16 protein-coding genes and 2 tRNA genes are annotated in these 16626 nt (G+C 70.6%); 8 read left to right on the top strand and 10 right to left on the bottom strand.

The window, feature by feature from the left end:
* Nucleotides 1–61 precede the first annotated feature (61 nt).
* From P2Q00_RS44590 to P2Q00_RS44600, 3 genes are all read left to right on the top strand, one after another.
* Nucleotides 62–292: a DUF8825 domain-containing protein gene (locus P2Q00_RS44590; protein WP_275780510.1), complete on the top strand. Its 231-nt coding sequence runs from the start codon at nucleotides 62–64 to the stop codon at nucleotides 290–292.
* Between the two features lie 58 nt (nucleotides 293–350).
* Nucleotides 351–575 (top strand): hypothetical protein, encoded by a 225-nt coding sequence (locus P2Q00_RS44595; RefSeq protein WP_275780511.1) that lies wholly within the window; start codon nucleotides 351–353, stop codon nucleotides 573–575.
* Nucleotides 576–751: 176 nt separating this feature from the next.
* A complete protein-coding gene (locus P2Q00_RS44600) occupies nucleotides 752–1429 on the top strand; it encodes an HNH endonuclease family protein (protein WP_275780512.1) in 678 nt (225 codons plus the stop codon).
* 62 nt (nucleotides 1430–1491) lie between these two features.
* On the opposite strand, the gene P2Q00_RS44605 is transcribed toward P2Q00_RS44600, so the two are convergent.
* Together P2Q00_RS44605 and P2Q00_RS44610 are read right to left on the bottom strand one after the other, a co-directional pair.
* Nucleotides 1492–1564 (bottom strand) — tRNA-Arg (locus tag P2Q00_RS44605).
* 189 nt (nucleotides 1565–1753) lie between these two features.
* Nucleotides 1754–1844 (bottom strand) — tRNA-Ser (locus tag P2Q00_RS44610).
* A gap of 186 nt (nucleotides 1845–2030) precedes the next feature.
* Here P2Q00_RS44610 and P2Q00_RS44615 point away from each other — a divergent pair.
* Together P2Q00_RS44615 and P2Q00_RS44620 are read left to right on the top strand one after the other, a co-directional pair.
* Nucleotides 2031–2489, top strand: coding sequence for an SSI family serine proteinase inhibitor (locus P2Q00_RS44615; RefSeq protein WP_275780513.1), 459 nt, complete (start codon nucleotides 2031–2033; stop codon nucleotides 2487–2489).
* Between the two features lie 282 nt (nucleotides 2490–2771).
* Complete coding sequence (locus P2Q00_RS44620; protein WP_275780514.1) at nucleotides 2772–6833, top strand: PAS domain-containing protein; 4062 nt, start codon at nucleotides 2772–2774, stop codon at nucleotides 6831–6833.
* A 13-nt stretch (nucleotides 6834–6846) separates the two neighbouring features.
* Here P2Q00_RS44620 and P2Q00_RS44625 read toward each other — a convergent pair whose 3' ends face one another.
* The gene (locus P2Q00_RS44625; RefSeq protein WP_275780515.1) at nucleotides 6847–7425 is read right to left on the bottom strand and encodes a TetR/AcrR family transcriptional regulator; all 579 of its coding nucleotides are present in this window, start codon (nucleotides 7423–7425) and stop codon (nucleotides 6847–6849) included.
* Between the two features lie 131 nt (nucleotides 7426–7556).
* Between P2Q00_RS44625 and P2Q00_RS44630 the strand changes: the two genes are divergently transcribed.
* Nucleotides 7557–8759 (top strand): MFS transporter, encoded by a 1203-nt coding sequence (locus P2Q00_RS44630; RefSeq protein ID WP_275780516.1) that lies wholly within the window; start codon nucleotides 7557–7559, stop codon nucleotides 8757–8759.
* Nucleotides 8760–8781: 22 nt separating this feature from the next.
* On the opposite strand, the gene P2Q00_RS44635 is transcribed toward P2Q00_RS44630, so the two are convergent.
* The 6 genes from P2Q00_RS44635 to P2Q00_RS44660 form a co-directional block, all read right to left on the bottom strand.
* A complete protein-coding gene (locus P2Q00_RS44635) occupies nucleotides 8782–10458 on the bottom strand; it encodes a long-chain fatty acid--CoA ligase (protein ID WP_275780517.1) in 1677 nt (558 codons plus the stop codon).
* A 137-nt stretch (nucleotides 10459–10595) separates the two neighbouring features.
* Nucleotides 10596–11153 (bottom strand): SigE family RNA polymerase sigma factor, encoded by a 558-nt coding sequence (locus P2Q00_RS44640; protein ID WP_275780518.1) that lies wholly within the window; start codon nucleotides 11151–11153, stop codon nucleotides 10596–10598.
* A 166-nt stretch (nucleotides 11154–11319) separates the two neighbouring features.
* The gene (locus tag P2Q00_RS44645; RefSeq protein WP_275780519.1) at nucleotides 11320–12489 is read right to left on the bottom strand and encodes a lipid-transfer protein; all 1170 of its coding nucleotides are present in this window, start codon (nucleotides 12487–12489) and stop codon (nucleotides 11320–11322) included.
* A complete protein-coding gene (locus P2Q00_RS44650) occupies nucleotides 12486–12902 on the bottom strand; it encodes a MaoC family dehydratase (protein WP_275780520.1) in 417 nt (138 codons plus the stop codon). The genes P2Q00_RS44645 and P2Q00_RS44650 overlap by 4 nt, the downstream gene beginning before the upstream one ends.
* A gap of 29 nt (nucleotides 12903–12931) precedes the next feature.
* A complete protein-coding gene (locus tag P2Q00_RS44655) occupies nucleotides 12932–13843 on the bottom strand; it encodes a bifunctional MaoC family dehydratase N-terminal/OB-fold nucleic acid binding domain-containing protein (protein ID WP_275780521.1) in 912 nt (303 codons plus the stop codon).
* A 185-nt stretch (nucleotides 13844–14028) separates the two neighbouring features.
* Entirely contained in the window at nucleotides 14029–14340 is a 312-nt protein-coding gene (locus P2Q00_RS44660) for a hypothetical protein (RefSeq protein WP_275780522.1), read from the bottom strand.
* Nucleotides 14341–14684: 344 nt separating this feature from the next.
* Between P2Q00_RS44660 and P2Q00_RS44665 the strand changes: the two genes are divergently transcribed.
* Together P2Q00_RS44665 and P2Q00_RS44670 are read left to right on the top strand one after the other, a co-directional pair.
* The gene (locus P2Q00_RS44665; protein ID WP_275780523.1) at nucleotides 14685–15554 is read left to right on the top strand and encodes a bifunctional DNA primase/polymerase; all 870 of its coding nucleotides are present in this window, start codon (nucleotides 14685–14687) and stop codon (nucleotides 15552–15554) included.
* Between the two features lie 49 nt (nucleotides 15555–15603).
* Nucleotides 15604–16071: a hypothetical protein gene (locus P2Q00_RS44670; protein ID WP_275780525.1), complete on the top strand. Its 468-nt coding sequence runs from the start codon at nucleotides 15604–15606 to the stop codon at nucleotides 16069–16071.
* A 46-nt stretch (nucleotides 16072–16117) separates the two neighbouring features.
* Here the strand turns inward: P2Q00_RS44670 and P2Q00_RS44675 are convergent, their stop codons facing one another.
* Entirely contained in the window at nucleotides 16118–16387 is a 270-nt protein-coding gene (locus P2Q00_RS44675) for a DUF6023 family protein (RefSeq protein WP_500692240.1), read from the bottom strand.
* Nucleotides 16388–16626 lie beyond the last annotated feature (239 nt).

Here is a 16626-nt window from a genome sequence, read left to right on the forward strand (position 1 = left end):
CCACAGGCGACGTCCTCCTCCTCGATGGACTCATAAATCGAACACATGATTGAATTTGTCCATGCGACCGATTCCCGCCGACCTCGCCCGAGCGCAGCAGGAGTGGAGCGCCACCTACCGGCAGCTTGCGGAGCAGCCAGGCCGTACCGAGGTGCGCCGACGCCTGTACCGGCTGTCGGCTGAGCTGTTCTTCCACCCCCACTGGCGGCAACGACGGCCAAGCGCCGCGGAATGGTGGGAACTGCGTGCCCTGGGCCGACGGTCGGACCGGGACGTGAGCTCCGGACGCTGAGGATCCTCGAATGACGCGCTGGAATGCGGAGCCGTACATCCCGGATGATCCTGAAGGCGTGTCCGGACCGATTCGCGTGATCGTGCATCCGCCGTCGCCCACCGGTGGCCGCCGCGTGCGCGTGGACGGCGAGATCCTCGGCCTGGCCCACAACGTGGCCGACGTCGCCGAGTTCCTCCGCCGAGCCGGCCTGGAGATCGACCCTGCCGAGGTCGCGGGGGCGCCGTGGATCGACTGGCGCGGAGTGGGGCCGGAACGCTGGGGGCCGGAGACAAGCGGCTGACGCCCGCCCAGCCGAGAACGCCCGTGAACGGGGCTGAATGAGAAGGAAATTGGGACAACCCCTCCCCTCAATGGGTAGCTGTTGGCACACCCGTCCGGTGAACTGAGGCATCCGTATGGCTCATTCATTCGAGTCGAACCCCTCGAACGAGGTACTTGCAGTCAACTCTGCTTGACGTGATCAAGAACCCCAAGTGGGCCGCTCTTGCGGTCGTACTCCTCGTCGTGCCCGTCGCAGCACCCAGTCCAGCCCAAGCACAGGGCCACTCCGCCCCGGAGTTCACCCTCCCCATCGCGGCGGCGGTCAAGGCACTCCCGCTCGCTGCGGAGGTGCGCGACGGCTATCAGCGCACGAGCTTCAAGCACTGGAACGCGGGCAAGAACCCGACCGACGGCTGCAACACCCGAGCCGAGGTGCTTCTCTCCGAGGCGGTCGACCCTCCCCAGGTCCTTCCGGGCTGCAAGCTGTCCGGAGGGCGTTGGTGGTCGTACTACGACTCCGAGTGGATCACCTCGGCCGGCGCCTTGGACGTCGACCACATGGTGCCGCTGGCCCAAGCTTGGGCTTCCGGGGCGTCGCAATGGACGGCGGCGCGGCGCGAGGCCTACGCCAATGATCTCGATGCCCCGGCCTCCCTCGTCGCCGTGTCAGCAGCCTCGAACCGCGCCAAGGCCGACAAGGACCCGTACAAGTGGCTGCCGCCGACCGGCGATGTCATGTGCCGCTACATCTCGGAATGGGTCGGAACCAAACTCCGCTGGGGACTCACCGCCGACGCCGACGAAGTCGCAGAACTCAAGCAGCTCGCGGAGGGGTGCGCCGATACGAACGTGACCTACCAGCCCGCTCCATGAAGTTGCGGCCTCGGCACGACAAAGCCCCCTCCGGGATGATCCCGAGGGGGCTTTGACCTCTGTGCACTCGGCAGGATTCGAACCTGCAACCTTCTGATCCGTAGTCAGATGCTCTATCCGTTAAGCTACGAGTGCTTGTTTTGTTTTTCTGCCGTTCCTGGTCCTTTCGGCCCGCTCGCGGCGACAGGAAGAACATTACATGACTGCCGCCGCCATGTGAAATCCGTTTGCCGCACCCCTTGTGAGCTGCGGAAACGCCTCTACAGGCACCCCAGGGAACGACGAAGCCCCGGTCGGGTGGACCGGGGCTTCGGTGATCATGCGCGGAGGCGGAGGGATTTGAACCCTCGATGGGCTTTGAGGCCCAAACCGCATTAGCAGTGCGGCGCCATAGACCGGACTAGGCGACGCCTCCAGCACAGCCGCCCGCGCGAGCGCGAGTGGTGCGTGCAGATGATGACACAGTCGAGCGTGGTGTCACCAATCGGCTCCCACGGTACTAGGCAGGCAGGCCGCAGGGCAAAGTCCTTCCTGGCCGCGCCGCCGACTGTGCCGGGCATGCCGGGCGTGCCGACCGCGGGAGTGGCGCGTTAGTCAGGGCATGTTCGCTCGGTTCCTCTTCGTTGCCGCCATTGCAGCCTCCTGTGTGGTGCCCGCCGCCGCCCACGCGGAGGTCGGCCGCCCCGCGCTCCCGCCGCCCGTACAGGGCGAGGACCGGGCCGGCGACCACCTCACCGTCACCGTCCAGCATGCGGGCGACGGTGCGGACGGGACGTTCGACCTCTACTGCCATCCCGACAGCGGCGACCATCCCGATGTGAGCGGCGCGTGCGGGGCGCTCGATCGCGTCGCGCGGTGGGGCAGGGACACCTTCGCGCCCGTGCCCGAGGACAGTTTCTGCACCATGCAGTACGGCGGGCCCGCCATCGCGCATGTCACCGGGACCTGGGCCGGGCGGCCCGTGGACGCGTCGTACGACCGCAGCAACGGGTGTGAGATCGGGCGCTGGAACCGGCTCGTGCCGTTGCTGCCCGATCTGCGGCCCCAAGGGCAACCGTAGGGATGGCAGGGATGGCAGGGATGGCAACCGTAGGTACTCGCACAGGGTTTTCACCGGGGAAACCCAGGACTCCGTAAGAGTCCGGCGAAGGTCTCGCGAAGGCCTGCGCAGGCCAGAGGATGCGGGCACACGTTCTACTTCAACTCGTCGTGCGACCTCCCTCTCATCCGGCGTCGCGAGCGCAACCAGTGCCCGTAGACTCCCTCGCGTGACACGTCGCGGGCCGGTTGGCAAGATGGCCCGAGCGGTCGGCAAGGTGCGGTAACAGGGAGGAAGCGTCTCGTGAGCAGCAGGCCATCCCGAGGCGCTGCTCGCCTCGCAGCCATACTCGACGCGCTTCCCGATGCGTTGGTGCTGGTCAACGCCAATGGGACCGTCGTCAACGCGAACACCATCGCGCTTGAGGCCTTTGAAGCGCCGGGGACGGCTCTCGTGGGGCGGGGGCTGCTCGATCTGCTGCCGCAGTTCGACTCCAAGCTCATTCCCGGGTCCATGCGGCGGCCCGATCACATGGATCCCGCCGGGCGGACCAAGCCGACGCGGATGATCGCGCGGCGGACCGACGGCGCCGAGTTCCCGGTCGAGGTCACCAGCGCCAATCTGGAGAACGGGCAGCAGGCCTACGACGGTTACGGCTACAGCAGCGACGAGCTGCTGATGCTCGTCGTACGCGATCTGACCGGGACCGTGGACACCGAGGCCGAGCTGGCGCGTTCGCAGCGGCAGACCGAGATGATCCTGCGGGCCGCGTCCGAGGGTGTGGTCGGGACCGATACGGATGGGCGGATTGTGCTCGTCAATCCGGCTGCCGCTCAGATACTGGGTTATCGGGCGAGTGATCTCGGTGGCAAGGAGCTGCACGGGCTCGTGCTGCACTCGCGGGCCGACGGTTCCCCGTTCCCGTACGAGGAGTCGCCGCTCGCCGACACCCTGCGCTCCGGGCGCAAGCACCGGGTGCGCGGGCAGGTGCTGTTCTCCAAGGGCGGCGACCAGGTCTCCGTCGATCTCACCACCGCGCCGGTCCGCGACGGCGATCAGCTCGTCGGTGCTGTGATGACCTTCGCCGACCGGCGGCCGTACGACTCCCTGGCAGAGGAGAAGGACGCCGGCGAGAAGCGGTATGCGGAGGAGATCGAGCGGATCGAGGAGGAGCACGCCTCCGAGCTCACCGCACTGCGCCAGAAGCATGTCACCGAGGTCGAGGAGCTGCAGGAACAGCACGACGACGAACTCGGCGCGAACGAGGAGCGGTATGCCGCGCTCGGTGAGCGGGAGAAGGACCGGTACGAGGCGCTTGCCGGGCGGCACGAGCAGCTGCTGACGCTGCTGGGGCGGTCGTTGCGCGGACCGCTCGACGAGCTGCGGCGCGAGCTGGCCGCCCTCGCCGCCGACGACGCCGGGCAGCTGTGGCCCGAGGCCAATCAGGTGCTGCATCACCTGTCGGCCGGGTACTCGCGGATCACGACTCTCATCGACAACGTCCTCGGCTATCAGCTGCTCGACGCCGGGAGCGAGCAGATCAGTCGTACGAAGGTCATGCTCGACGCGGTCGTCGCCGCCGGTGTCGACGGGGCCGTGGAGCTGATCGGGCCCGGGCGGGTGCAGTTCGCCGTGCATGCGCCGCCCATCGAGGCCGAGGTCGATCCGCAGCGTCTGGCGAGCGCGCTCGCCCATCTGATCGCGGATGTCGCCGGTGTAGACGCGACCGGCAACGCGCCCGTGTCGGCGGGCGGTTACATGGACAACACGGTCGTCGTGGCCGCCGCGCAGCGCGGTGAGGTCGTGCGGATCGAGGTGCGCGGGCCGTACGCCGGGGGAGACCCGGTGCACGAGCCGATCGTGCGCGGGATCGTACGGGCTCATGGCGGTGTGCTGCAGACGCACGAAGTGCCCGGGATGAGCGGCAGCGCGTATGTGCTGGAGGTGCCCATCGGGGGTGGGGCCGGGGCCGTCGCGGCCGACGCTTCGGGTGCTGAATCCGACGACGGTGCCGCGTCCGATCAGACCTCCGGTGGCGGGCGGCGGCGCGGGCGGCGGTCCTCTGTCGACGCGTTCCTGGAGAGCGAGGTACCGGGGGAGTCCGGTGACTCCGCGGAGGCCGGTGACGCGGAGGGCGGTGTGCCCACGGGGCGGCGTCGCAGGCGTGCGGTCGAGGAGTCTGCCGCCGCCTCGGCAGCGGGTGCCCTGGAGGTTTCCGGTGGCACCGGGCGGCGGCGCGGGCGGTCGGCCGAGGGTGCCGGTGACGGTGTCGCCGAGGGTGCCGTCGTGATGGCCGGCGAGCATGGCGCCGGGACCGCGGCCGTCGGTACGGGACTGGGCGGGACCGTTCCTCCGCAGGGCGTGCCCGCGCCTGGCGGTCGGCGTGCGCGGCGTGACGGCGGCGAACAGCGCGCCTTGCCGGCGGCGCTGCCCGCGGGCCCCACACCTGCCGGACAGGCCCCTCCTCCGGGCGACCAGCTTGTGCCCGCACAGAACACTCAGAGCACTCAGAACGCCGGCAACGGGGAGAACGCCGAGCCGACCGGGCGGCGTCGCCGAGCCCTGGCCGCCGCGAACGATCGCGCCGCCGCGCAGGAGGCGGCTCCCCGCTCTGTGTTCGCTCTGCCTCCGGCGGAGGCGGACCGGGCCCCCGCGGGCGCTGAGGCGCAGGCGCCTGTGCCCGTGCCCGGTCCCGTGCCCGTGCAGGCACCCGTACCGGTGCAGGGGCAGCCGCCCGTGCCGGCTCCGGTTCCGGCTCAGCCGCAGGTCCCCGGGCAGGGTGGCCAGGATGCCTCCGGTGACGCCCTGATCGACGACGGCCGGCACGATGCCGTTCCGCATGATCAGTCCGGCGACCACACCCCGCCCCAGCCGCATCCCACGAGCGCGCCGACGGGCCGCCGGCGCCGTGCCGTGGCGCAGCCGGGGGCGCAGGAAGCCGCCGGGCAGACTGCGGGGCAGGGGGTGCCGGTGCAGCAGGCCGCGCCCGTTCCCGCGCAGGCCGCGCCCGCCCAGAACGCCACCGGCCAGGTCGCGCCCGCCGCCGGTCAGCCGCTTCCCGCGGCGCCCGTGGAGGCGGCCCCCGGTCAGCCCGCCCCCGTACCGTCGCAGTCCACCCCGGCCCCCGGCACCCCGCTCCCCCCGGAAGCCCCTGCCGCACAGGCACCGGCACGTCCCGCGCAGCCCCTCCCGGCCGAAGCGGCCACCGCACCGGCCGCCCCCGTCGACCCGAACTCCACTCAGGGCCAGGCGATCAGCGTGCGGACCCTGGGCCAGGGGGTGCCGTTCACGCGGCAGGCCGCGCAGGTGCAGCAGCCGTCGGCCACACCCGCGCCGCACAACCCGAACGGTTCCGGCCGGCGTCGCAAGCTGGGTACACGGACCGAACCCGCCGCCGCAGCTCCGGAGCAGACGGCCCGTCCGCACCCGGCGGCCGAACAGGCCTCCGTACCGGCGCAGCCTCAGCCGCAGCCGTCGCTCGCCGGGCAGTCCCGGCTGGCGCAGGTGACCGAGGGCACCGGGCGGTCGTACGCCATAGGGGCGCCCGACGAGAACGCCGCCGAGGGGCCCGAGCCGCTGGACGGTCCCGGTGGGGCCGTCGAGATCGCGGACACCCCGCGGCCGCAGCCGATGGACGACGAGCTGCCGCCGGAGCCGCTGGACAACCCGCGGCGGCTGCTGGTGTGGCCCGCGCCGGACGTGACGACCCAGCAGGCGCTGAGCGACCGCGGCTACCGGCCCGTCATCGTGCACTCGCGCGAGGAGGTCGACGCGCAGATCGCGGCCTTCCCGGCGGCGCTGTTCGTGGATCCGCTGACCGGGCCCATCACGCGGACGGCTCTGCAGTCCCTGCGGCAGGCGGCCGTCGCCGCCGAGGTCCCGGTCATGGTCACGGCCGGTCTCGGACAGGCGACGCGCGAGGCTGCCTACGGCGCCGACCCCGCCGTACTCCTGAAGGCGCTCGCGCCGCGGGACAGTGAGCAGCATCCGCCGCGGGTGCTGCTGATCGAGGAGCACGCGGAGATCGCGCTGGCGCTGACCGCGACGCTGGAGCGGCGGGGGATGCAGGTGGCGCGGGCCGCGAGTGATGCGGATGCGGTGACGTTGGCGGGGCAGCTGCGGCCCAACCTGGTCGTGATGGACCTGATGCAGGTGCACCGCCGCCAGGCCGGGATCATCGACTGGCTGCGCGCGAACGGCCAGCTCAACCGCACCCCGCTCGTCGTCTACACCGCCGCCGTCGACCAGGCCGACCTGCCCCGGCTGGCCTCCGGCGAGACCGTCCTCTTCCTCGCCGAGCGCTCCACGAGCGGCGAGGTGCAGGCGCGGATCGTGGACCTGCTGTCGCGGATCGGGACCAACTAGCCCTGCTTGGGGCTCACTTGGCGACGAGCCTGCGGGCCGCCTCCTTGATGGAGTCACGCAGACGGTCCGTGGCCGTGTCGTCGGCGCCCACCAGGACGCGGCGCATCTGCGGGACGACGGTGGCCCAGTTGGCGAGGGCCACCAGGAGGAAGAGCAGGTCTCGGGCCGGAATCGCATCGGTGATGACGCCCCGGTCCTGGCCGTCCTGGACAGCGGCGACCTTGCGGCGGTAGTGCTCCTGACGCTCGTCCTCGTCGGGGAGCTCGGTGAAGCCGTACTGCATGCCCTCCCAGAACAGGAGGCGCAGCACCTCGGGGTGGGCGGCGTGGTAGTCCATCAGCCGGTCGATCCAGCCCTCGATGTCGTCCGGGTCGACGGGCACCGCGGCGGCGAGGTCGACCATGCTCTTGCCGAGGACCTGTGTGAACAGCTCCGCCTTGTTGCCGAAGTAGGCGTAGATCAGCTGCTTGTTGGCCTTGGCCGCGCTCGCGATGCGGTCGATGCGGGCGCCCGCGATGCCGTGCCGCGCGAACTCGGCGACCGCCGCCTCGAAGATCCGGGCCTTGGTGGCCTCGGGGTCTCTTACTGCCATGGGGTCAGGGTAATGGGCAGGCACAGGTAACCAACTATTTGGTTGACAGGGAATTCGGGGGCGATGCAGGCTGTTCACATTCCAACCAACCAGTTAGTTGCTAGAGCTGGCTCGAAGGAGTTCCTCCGCTCATGCCGTCAGTGACCACTGCCCAGCAGGACCAGGCCCGGACCCCGGTGCGGGAGCCGGGCGGCGCCTCCCGTCTGCTCCTCCCCCTCATCGCCCTGTGCACCGCCGTCACGGCCGCCAACATCTACCTCGCGGCGCCGCTGCTCCCCCTCATCGCCCACGACTTCGGCTCGACCCCTTCGGCGGTCGCCTGGATCGCCTCGGTCGCGCAGTTCGGCTACGCGGCCGGCCTGCTCTTCTTCGCCCCGCTCGGCGACAGCGTGAACCGGCGCCGCCTGGTCGCCGTCCTGTCCCTGGTCACCGCCGCGGCCCTGGTCACCGGCGCCACCGCCGCCGGGACCACCGCACTCGCGGCCGCCGTCCTGGTCGCCTCCGCGGCCACCGTGGTCCCCCAGCTCCTCGTCCCACTGGTCGCCGCGCGCGCCCCCGCCGACCGCCGCGCCCGCCATGTCGCCGCCGTCATCTCCGGTCTGTTCACCGGCATCGTGGCGGCCCGGGTGCTCGGCGGTCTGGTCGGCCAGGCCTTCGGCTGGCGGACGGCCTTCGTGGGCGCGGCGGCACTGACCGCCGTACTGGGTCTTGCGACCGCGCTCGCCCTCCCCGCGGAGACGCGCCGCCGCCAGGGCCCGCTCTTCTCGGGCCTGGCCACCATGCCGTCCCTCGTGCGCCACTCGCCCGACCTGTGGCGCGCCTGCGTGCGTCAGGCGGGGATGTACGGCGCCTGGAGCGCCCTGTGGACCTCGCTCGCCCTGCTGCTGACCGGGCGGTCGTACGGCCTGTCCACCGCGACCGCCGGTCTGTTCGGCCTCTTCGGGCTGGCCGCCAGCGCGGTGGCACCCCTGGCGGGCGGACTGGTCGACCGCTTCGGCGCAGCCAAGGTCGTACGGTCCGCGTATCTGCTCGCCGCCGTGTCCGTACCGCTCTTCTGGCTGGGCGGGCGGGTGTTGGCGGCCCTGTTCGTGGCGGCGATCGCCGTCCATGCGGCCCTGGTCGCCTCCCACGTCGCCAACCAGACCCTCGCCCTCACCACGACCTCGACCCCGGCCACCGCCAACAGTGCCTACGTCGTCGCAGGCTTCGCAGGCGGCGCCAGCGCCTCGGCCCTGGCCGGCCTCGCCTTCGGCCACTGGGGCTGGGGCGGGGTGTGCGCGGTGGCGGGGGTGTGGCTGGTGCTGGGGTGGGGGGCTACCGCCGTGCGACGGTAGCCCCCGGGTACGACCCCGTCTCTCAGAGCTTGGTGACGTCCAGCTCGCCCTGCGCGTACTGCCTGCGCAGCACCTTCTTGTCGAACTTGCCGACGCTCGTCTTCGGCACCGACTCGATGATCGTCCAGCGCTCCGGGAGCTGCCACTTGGCGATGTGGCCCTCGTCGGCGAGGAAGGCGCGCAGGGTCTCGAAGTCGGCGGTGGCGCCCTCCTTCAACACGACGGTGGCAAGCGGGCGTTCGCCCCACTTCTCGTCGGGGACGGCCACTACGGCCGCTTCGGCGACCTCGGGGTGCGACATCAGGGCGTTCTCCAGGTCCACCGACGAGATCCACTCGCCACCGGACTTGATGACGTCCTTGGCGCGGTCGGTGAGGGTGAGGAAGCCCTCGGGAGAGATCGTCCCGACGTCGCCCGTCTTCAGCCAGCCGTCCTCGCTGAACTTGTCGGCCGGGCGCAGGGGTTCGGCGTCGGGGCCGCTGTAGTAGGCGCCCGCGATCCAGTTGCCGCGGACCTCCAGCTCGCCGGCCGACTCGCCGTCCCAGGGGAGGCGCTCGCCGCCGGGGCCGCTGAGGCGGGCCTCGACTCCGGCCGGGAAACGGCCCTGGGTGAGGCGGTACGCGAACTCCTCCTCCGTACCGACCGCATGGGCCGGCGGGCGGGCGATCGTACCGAGCGGCGAGGTCTCCGTCATGCCCCAGGCGTGACAGACCCGCATGCCCAGCTTGTCGAAGGCCGCCATGAGGGACGGCGGACAGGCCGAACCGCCGATGGTGACCTGGGTGAGGGAGGAGACGTCGCGCGGCTTGGCGGTCAGCTCGGCGAGCAGGCCCTGCCAGATGGTCGGGACGGCCGCCGCATGGGTGGGCTTCTCGCTCTCGATCATCTCGGCGAGCGGTGCCGGCTGCAGGAAGCGGTCCGGCATCAGCATGTTGACGCCGGTCATGAACGTGGCGTGCGGCAGTCCCCAGGCGTTGACATGGAACTGGGGGACCACGACGAGCGAGGTGTCCTGGTCGGTCAGGCCCATCGACTGGGCCATGTTGACCTGCATGGAGTGCAGATAGATCGAACGGTGGCTGTAGACGACGCCCTTGGGGTCGCCCGTGGTGCCGGAGGTGTAGCACATGGCGGCGGCCTGGCGTTCGTCCAGCTCCGGCCAGTCGTAGGTGGTCGGCTTGTCCGCGATCAGGTCCTCGTACTCGTGGACCTGGGGACGGGCGCCCTCCAGGAGGGAGCGGTCGCCGGGGCCGGTGACGACGATGTGCTCGATCGTGGGCAGCTTCGGCAGCAGCGGGGCGAGCAGCGGGAGCAGCGAGCCGTTGACGATGACGACCTTGTCGCTCGCGTGGTTGACGATCCACACCAGCTGCTCGGCCGGCAGTCGGAGGTTGAGCGTGTGCAGCACCGCGCCCATGGAGGGGATCGCGAAGTAGGCCTCGACATGCTCGGCGTTGTTCCAGGCGAGGGTCGCCACCCGGTCGGCGTCCACGACGCCCAGTTCATCGCGCAGGGCGTGCGCGAGCTGGGCCGCGCGGGCTCCGATCCCGGCGAAGGAGCGGCGGTGCGGCTCGCCCTCTCCCGTCCAGGTGGTCACCTGCGATGTCCCGTGGACCGTCGACCCGTGGGTCAGGATCCTCGAGATCAGCAGCGGTACGTCCTGCATCGTGCTCAGCACGGTGTCCTCCCGGGGCGACATTGCCTACGCGGTGGTACGGGCTGCGCTGATTCTGCGCACATACCGCGTGGTATGTCACTAGGTGCCGATGATCGATCGCATCACGTCGGCCCCCAATAGCCACCAGGTCGGCCCTCGACGGACACCAGGCAGCCGCATTACCGCACAAGCCCCAGCTCAGGATCCTCGCGCAACTTGCCCAGCGCACGCGACACCGCCGACTTCACCGTGCCCACCGACACCCCGAGCACCTCGGCCGTCTGGACCTCGCTGAGATCCTCGTAGTACCTGAGGACGACCATCGCCCGCTGCCGCGCGGGCAGCTTCATGATCGCCCGCCACATCGCGTCGTGCAGCGCCTGCTGCTCGGCCGGGTCGTCCCCGCCGCGCACGGGCTCCGGCTCGGGCAGCTCCTCGCACATGAACTCGTCGACCCTGCGCTTGCGCCACTGCGACGTACGCGTGTTCAGCAGCGCCCGGCGCACATAGCCGTCGAGCGCACGGTGGTCCTCGATGCGCTCCCAGGCGACGTACGTCTTGGTGAGCGCGGTCTGCAGCAGGTCCTCCGCGTCGCTCGGGTTCGCGGTCAGCGACCGGGCGGTACGCAGCAGCACCGGCTGCCGGGCCCTCACATACGAAGCGAACGACGGATACGGGAGGGTCTGCGCCGCCGGCGTGGCGGCAGTCGAAGCACTGGTGCAGACGGGTGTGGTCATGGCTCCACGCTATGAGCGCGGGCACCTCCGGCTCATCGGCCGCAGGTCCCGAAGCCGAGTCCGCCTCAGGTTGTAGGGGTGGAGGTAGCTGCACCTCCTGTAGGTGGACAAACGGACCAGGGATACTGCGGGATGACCCCTGGGGGCTGCCCGAGTCAGGAGTCGGTCAGGAGTCGTCCGCGGCCAGGATCAGGCCGGATGTGGGCACCCCGGTACCTGCGGTGACCAGGACCCGTCCCGCCCCCGGTATTCGGTTCACTGCCGTCCCGCGCAGCTGCCGTACCCCCTCCGCTATCCCGTTCATCCCATGGAGGTAGGCCTCTCCCAGCTGTCCTCCGTGCGTGTTGATCGGCAACGACTCCCCGGCCACGAAGTCCGCCGCCTCCCCCTTGCCGCAGAACCCGAACTCCTCCAGTTGCATCAGCACGAACGGCGTGAAGTGGTCGTACAGGATCGCCACGTCCATGTCGGCCGGCGTCAGCCCGGAGGTGCGCCACAGCTGCCGCGCCACCACTCCCATCTCCGGCAGTCCGGTCAGCTCGTCCCGGTAGAAGCTCGTCATCTGCTCCTGCGCCCGGCCCGCGCCCTGGGCCGCCGCCGCTATGACAGCGGGCGGATGCGGCAGATCGCGGGCCCGCTCCACCGATGTGACGACGATCGCCTGGCCGCCGTCCGTCTCCTGACAGCAGTCCAGGAGTCTGAGCGGCTCGACGATCCAGCGCGAGGCCGCATGATCGGCGAGAGTGATCGGGCGGCCGTGGAAGTACGCCGCCGGGTTCGTCGCCGCATATCTCCGGTCGACCACCGCCACCTGCCCGAACGCCTCCGGGGTCAGGCCGTAGGTGTGCAGATACCGCTGGGCGGCCATCGCCACCCAGGACGCCGGGGTCAGCAGACCGAACGGCAGCGACCAGCCGAGTGCCGCACCCTCCGCCGACGGCTCCCGGTGCTGCACCCCGGAGCCGAAGCGGCGGCCCGACCGCTCGTTGAACGCCCGGTAGCAGACCACGACCTCCGCGATCCCCGTCGCCACCGCGAGCGCCGCCTGCTGGACGGTCGCGCAGGCCGCGCCGCCGCCGTAGTGGATGCGGGAGAAGAAGGAGAGTTCGCCGATCCCGCAGGCCTGGGCCACGGTGATCTCCGGGCTGGTGTCCATGGTGAACGTGACCAGCCCGTCCACGTCCCCCGGCGTCAGGCCTGCGTCGTCCAGCGCGGCCCGCACCGCCTCCGCAGCCAGCCGCAGTTCGCTGCGCCCCGAGTCCTTGGAGAACTCGGTGGCCCCGATACCGACGACCGCGGCCCGCCCGCCGAGGCCGTCCCGGGTGCGGACGCTCATCCGGCACCCCCGGGGCCTTCCGCGGGGACGGTGACCGTCACCGTGCCCGTGACATGGCTGCCGATGCCGTTCGCCCCCACCACCCGGACCGTCGCCGTATCACCGTCGACCTCCTCGACCACTTTCTCCACCGTGCCCGTCAACACCATCGTGTCCCCGGGGTAGTTGGGCGCCCCCAGCCGTATGGCCACCTTGCGGAGCACCGCCGTCGGGCCGAAGTGGTCGGTGATGTAGCGGCCGACCAGGCCGTTCGTCGTCAGGATGTTCATGAAGATGTCCGGGGAGCCCTTCTGCCGGGCCAACTCGGCGTCGTGGTGCACGTCCTGGTAGTCGCGGGAGGCGATGGCGCCGGCGACGATCAGCGTGCGGGTGATCGGGATCTCCAGCGGCTGCAGCTTCTCACCGGCCCTCATACGGCACCTCACTCATACGACCACCTCGCTCATACGGCCTCCTCCTCCCGGGCACGGAACACCGGCAGCACCAACTCCTCGTCGTACACCTGGAATTCGAGCCGCACGGGCAGCCCGATGCGCACCTTGTCGTACGGCACTCCCACCACGTCGCTGATCATCCGCACGCCCTCGGCGAGTTCTATGAGGGCGACCGCATAGGGAGGGGAGAAGGCCGGGAAGGGCGGGTGGTGCATGACGACGTACGAGTACACCGTCCCCTCGCCGCTCGCCTCGACCGTGTCCCAGTCCGGGCTGCCGCAGCTGTTGCAGCCCGGCAGCCAGGGGAAGCGGAGGGTCGCGCAGTGGGTGCAGCGCTGGATCAGCAGTCGGTGCCGCTCGACTCCGTCCCAGAAGCCGGCGTTGTCACGGTTGACGACCGGGCGGGGTCGCAGGGCGGGCTGCTCCGGCTTCTTGCGGCGGGTGGGTGCGTACTTGAGGATGCGGAAGCGGTGCGTGCCCACGAGAGTCGGGCCCGCCTTGACGTCCGTCCGCGTCGTGACGAAGTACCCCGTGCCCAGCTTCGTCGTCTTCCGGTCCGACACCGACTCGATCACCGTGGCGAAGGTGATCTCGTCCCCCGGCCGCAGTGGTCGCACATACTCCTGCTCGCAGTCGGTGGCGACGACCGAGGTGCAGCCCGCCTCGTCGAGCAGGGTGAGCAGTTCGTCGTAGTCCCCCGTGCGTCCCTCGTGGCCGGAGAGGCCGCCCATGGTCCATGCCTGGAGCATGGTGGGGGGAGCTATGGCGTCGGGGCCCGCATAGGCCGGATTGATGTCTCCCATCGCCTCGCACCAGTGCCGGATCATGGGCGTGTTGACGGGATCCCTGCCTCTGCCGGAGACGGCGGCGCGCCGCCCCTCGTAGGCCTTCAGCCGTGTCCCCAGCTCGTCCTCGCTCAATGTCGCCCCCTCACCGTCTCCCTCGTTCCCCGTCAGAGTTTCTGACTGTCCGTCAGATAATGGTCACTGTCAAGGTCGGCGGCCCGCACGCGAAAACGCCTGCGCGGCGGCACCGAAGTACCGCCGCGCAGACGCGTCACACCCCACAGAGCACACCCCGACCCCCTGAAGTCAGGGGAGTCGGCTCACCACAGCTCTGAGAAGTTGATGGCCACGTTCTTGTTCCCCTGGTTGACGGCCGTGAACGCGGAGCCCTTGACCTGGGCGGTGTTGCTCTGGTTCGAGGCGCCGGAGCCGACCGCGTTCTGCTGCGTGGTCGACGAGTTGCCGTTGTTGTCGAGCCCGACACCGCTGCCGATGGCGCTCGCGACACCCGCGTTCGATCCGTTGTCCGCGATGGCGCCGTTGTCCGCCGCCGCGACGCCGGTGAACAGGGCGGCTGCCAGCGGAAGGGCGGAGACGGCGGCGATGACGCGGGCGGTACGGATGCTTGCCATGTTGTTCCTCCAGAACACCAACGTGAAGTACGGCTGAAGTACGGCTGTTACCAAGGCAGTTGGCCGACCGCCTCGATGCTGTGCACGACGTCGCGAGATCAGAGTTGCCCACCGAATCCCCGGCGAACCACCCCGGAAGGCACCATTCCTCCTCAAGTGCTACGACAAGTCGATAAACCCCTATCGCTACTTCCAAGCCCCAATTCAGGGCGGTACGGACACCTCGACCCCAAGCGGCGCAAGGGGTGAAGCGTTCCGGCACTTTTCCGGCCAACCCCTGCTCCCCTGGCGCGTCGCACCCGACCCCCCTTCCCTTTTTCGAACGTACGTACGAACATGGAGGCATGGCCACCACCGACCGGCAGGCCACGACGCTGGCCCTCGCACACGCCCTGTCAGCCGCCGAGCGCGGACTGGCCGTCATCCCCCTGTCCCGGACCAAACTCCCGGCCCTGCGCTCCCCCCACCGCGACGACCCCGAACCCCAGCCCTGCCACGGCGAGTGCGGCCGCCTCGGACACGGGGTGTACGACGCCTCGACCGACCCGGCGCGCATCCGCGAACTGTTCGCCGCGGCCCCCTGGGCAACCGGCTACGGCATCGCATGCGGCCTGCCGCCCCACCACCTGATCGGCGTCGACCTGGACACAAAATCCGGTACGGACTCCTCGGCAGCCCTGCGCGAACTGGCCCTGCGCCACCTCTTCACCATCCCCGAGACGGTCGTCGTCCTCACCCCCAGCGGCGGCCGCCACCTCTGGCTGACCGGCCCGCCCGACGCCGCCGTCCCCAACTCCGCCGGCCGCCTCGCCCCCGGCATCGACATCCGCGGCGCCGGCGGCTACCTCGTCGGCCCCGGCTCCCGCACCGACCACGGCGTGTACTCGTCAGCCCCCGGGACCGCCCATCTCGCCCCCGCCGCCTGCCCGCCCGCCCTCCTCCGCCTCCTCCTGCCGCCGCCGCGCCCCACCCACCCCTCGACACACCCCTCGGCCGGCGACCACGGTCAGGGCCTGGTCCAGTTCGTCCTCGCGGCGCACGAGGGCCAGCGCAACACCCGCCTGTTCTGGGCGGCCTGCCGCGCCTACGAGAACGGCATCGGCCCCGCCCTCGTCGCCCCCCTGGTCGACGCGGCCCTCAACACCGGCCTGACCGAACGCGAGGCACGGGCGACGATCGCGTCGGCGGCGCGAATGACGGGGCATCGGCCCTGAAGCCGACGACACACCGAGAGACCGAGCAGAGCCTGAGCAGAGGAAGTCCATGCACGACCGGCACAGAGCGCGGACCACATCCCTGACCCGCGTGGTCCTCGCCTCCGGCCGCTCCGTCGACCTCGCCGAGCTACGACTGTCGTCGACGTACGGAGGAATGCCGGAGGGCTGCCCGGGCTACCCCTGCAAACCGGTCAACGACATGGTGATCAAGAGCCTCCTCAGCACCGCCGAACACACCTTCCCCACCACCCCGATCCACCTCGTCCCACCCCGGCGCGAACACCCGCACCACTACGCGGGCGCCTTCGGCCCGGTCGAGCTCCTGCCGCCCGTCGCCTGCGTCGGCTCTTTCCGGTCCACGGCACTGGACCCGGACCACGATCCGCTTCAGTACCGCTCGGCGCTCACGGTCGTCTGGTTCCAGCCGACTACGCGGGTGCCGTGCGAGTGCGAGGCGGAGGGGGCGTTGCGGGAGGTGGACTGGGAGGGGCTGGCGCGGGATTACGAGCTCTAGCGGGCCGGCGCCCGACTCATGCTCTTTCGGTTCACACCTTGTCGGTTCACACCTTGTCGATCCGCCAGGCGATCATCCCTGTGGCGCCCTGCTCGCCGCTGATGTCGACGCGCTGCGCGTGCTTCGCGGTGAAGCGTTCCAGGACCGTCGTCCCGTCGCAGGAAACCGGCTTCTTCGCGGCCGCGCCAGCCGGTGCGAACTCGATGGCGGCGGTTCCGGTGCCGGCACACACCACGGTCAGGCGGTATGCGGTGCCCGGGGAGAGGCCCGCATCAGTGTGCAGTCCGTCCGACACACGCTCCAGACCGGAGGCCACCAGCGAGCCGGTCGCGGTGGCTTCGAGGGCCGACCGGGCTTCGGCACCGAGCTTCTTCTCCTGCTGCGCCGCGGTCGAGGTGGTTCGGCTCGGGGAGGCCTAGTTCGCGTGAACGGGTCCGTCGCCGGTTCCTGAGGTGCATGCGGCGAGGAAGAACGTCGGTACGAGGACCCAGGAGCTGATGCGGAAGCGTTGTGTCGCCATGCAAAGGAAGAGAGCCGTGGGGGGGGGGGGGGGGG

It is taken from the genome of Streptomyces coacervatus (assembly GCF_029223485.1).
GTDB lineage: Bacteria > Actinomycetota > Actinomycetes > Streptomycetales > Streptomycetaceae > Streptomyces > Streptomyces coacervatus.

Bases quoted from the DNA above. Each gene is read 5' to 3' on its own strand.
- P2Q00_RS44650 (WP_275780520.1), bottom strand. From the start codon at position 12,902: ATGAGGGCCGGTGAGAAGCTGCAGCCGCTGGAGATCCCGATCACCCGC.
- P2Q00_RS44660 (WP_275780522.1), bottom strand. From the start codon at position 14,340: ATGGCAAGCATCCGTACCGCCCGCGTCATCGCCGCCGTCTCCGCCCTT.
- P2Q00_RS44625 (WP_275780515.1), bottom strand. From the start codon at position 7,425: ATGGCAGTAAGAGACCCCGAGGCCACCAAGGCCCGGATCTTCGAGGCG.
- P2Q00_RS44630 (WP_275780516.1), top strand. From the start codon at position 7,557: ATGCCGTCAGTGACCACTGCCCAGCAGGACCAGGCCCGGACCCCGGTG.
- P2Q00_RS44635 (WP_275780517.1), bottom strand. From the start codon at position 10,458: ATGTCGCCCCGGGAGGACACCGTGCTGAGCACGATGCAGGACGTACCG.
- P2Q00_RS44640 (WP_275780518.1), bottom strand. From the start codon at position 11,153: ATGACCACACCCGTCTGCACCAGTGCTTCGACTGCCGCCACGCCGGCG.
- P2Q00_RS44665 (WP_275780523.1), top strand. From the start codon at position 14,685: ATGGCCACCACCGACCGGCAGGCCACGACGCTGGCCCTCGCACACGCC.
- P2Q00_RS44615 (WP_275780513.1), top strand. From the start codon at position 2,031: ATGTTCGCTCGGTTCCTCTTCGTTGCCGCCATTGCAGCCTCCTGTGTG.
- P2Q00_RS44590 (WP_275780510.1), top strand. From the start codon at position 62: ATGCGACCGATTCCCGCCGACCTCGCCCGAGCGCAGCAGGAGTGGAGC.
- P2Q00_RS44670 (WP_275780525.1), top strand. From the start codon at position 15,604: ATGCACGACCGGCACAGAGCGCGGACCACATCCCTGACCCGCGTGGTC.
- P2Q00_RS44645 (WP_275780519.1), bottom strand. From the start codon at position 12,489: ATGAGCGTCCGCACCCGGGACGGCCTCGGCGGGCGGGCCGCGGTCGTC.